The following is an 881-nucleotide window of genomic DNA, read 5'->3' on the forward strand; positions in this document are numbered from 1 at the left end:
AAACTCGCTGTGGCCCAGAGGCCCGGCCCGACCCCGCCCTCCCGGGCCGCGCCGGACCACCGAGGCGCCGTGCCGGGCCGCCGTGTGCCACTTCACGTGGGCCCGCCCGCCGAGGCCGTAGGCCTGGCTGAGCGCGATCGCCTTCACGCCGAGGATCGTCGCCTCCATGGCGCCCGCGATCGTGCCCGAATAGGTCACGTCCTCGGCGACGTTCTGGCCGCGGTTGACGCCCGAGAGCACGAGGTCGGGACCGTGCTCCTTCAGGATGTGGCGGATGCCCATGATGATGCAGTCGGAGGGGGTGCCCTTCACCGCATAGCGTTGCTCGCCGGCCTGGCGCAGGCGCAGGGGATCGTTGAGCGACAGCGAGTGCGACACGCCGCTCTGGTCGGTCTCCGGCGCGACGATCCAGACGTCGTCCGAGAGTTCCCGGGCGATCTCCTCCAGGCAGCGCAGGCCCGGCGCGTGGATGCCGTCGTCGTTGGTGACGAGAATGCGCATCAGCGCTGTCCCTCGATTCGGTTGAGTCCGCCCATATAGGGCGCGAGAGCCGACGGAATCGTGATGCTGCCGTCGGGATTCTGGTAATTCTCCATCACGGCGATGAGCGCGCGGCCGACCGCCACGCCCGAGCCGTTGAGGGTGTGGACGTAATGGACGCCCTTGCCCTCCTTCGGGCGGTAGCGCGCCTCCATCCGGCGGGCCTGGAAGTCGCCGCAGACCGAGCAGGACGAGATCTCGCGATACGTCTTCTGGCCCGGCAGCCACGCCTCGATGTCGTAGGTCTTGGCCGAGGCAAAGCCCATGTCGCCGGTGCAGAGCGTGACGACCCGGAACGGGATGTCGAGGCGCGTCAGCACGGCTTGCGCGCAAGCCAGCAT

At 69.2% G+C, this 881-nt stretch carries 2 protein-coding genes; both read right to left on the reverse strand.

Going from position 1 to position 881, the window contains the following annotated elements; all coding sequences use genetic code 11:
• A partial coding sequence (gene surE / locus VP06_RS32970; protein WP_048468049.1) for a 5'/3'-nucleotidase SurE occupies positions 1-501 on the reverse strand: 501 nt, incomplete at its 3' end.
• A partial coding sequence (locus tag VP06_RS32975) for an aminoacyl--tRNA ligase-related protein (protein WP_048468048.1) occupies positions 501-881 on the reverse strand: 381 nt, incomplete at its 5' end. The genes VP06_RS32975 and surE, both read right to left, overlap by 1 nt.

It is taken from the genome of Methylobacterium aquaticum (assembly GCF_001043915.1).
Classification (GTDB): Bacteria; Pseudomonadota; Alphaproteobacteria; order Rhizobiales; family Beijerinckiaceae; genus Methylobacterium; species Methylobacterium aquaticum.